Origin of the sequence: Burkholderia sp. BCC1977 (genome assembly GCF_905339595.1) — a bacterium.
Taxonomy (GTDB): domain Bacteria; phylum Pseudomonadota; class Gammaproteobacteria; order Burkholderiales; family Burkholderiaceae; genus Burkholderia.
This window is the reverse complement of record NZ_CAJPGQ010000203.1, coordinates 1-283: the sequence shown is the minus strand read 5'-3', so window position 1 is coordinate 283 and position 283 is coordinate 1. Positions and strand designations below refer to the sequence as shown.

At 68.6% G+C, this 283-nt stretch carries 1 pseudogene; it reads left to right on the top strand.

Going from position 1 to position 283, the window contains the following annotated elements:
• Window positions 1-283 (top strand): annotated as a pseudogene (locus U5771_RS35475) (NADP-dependent malic enzyme); the annotation flags it as partial.

The following is a 283-nucleotide window of genomic DNA, read 5'->3' as shown; positions in this document are numbered from 1 at the left end:
GGCCGTCACGAACGGCCTGAAGGTCGTCAACAAGGACATCAAGAAGGTGAAGCTCGTCGCGTCGGGCGCGGGCGCGGCCGCGCTGGCGTGCCTGGACCTGCTGGTCGACATCGGCCTGCCGCTCGAGAACATCACGGTGACCGACCTGGCCGGCGTGGTCTACAAGGGCCGCACCGAACTGATGGATCCGGACAAGGAGCGTTTCGCCCGCGAAACCGAAGCCCGCACGCTGGCCGAGGTGATCGACGGCGCGGACATCTTCCTGGGCCTGTCGGCCGCCGGC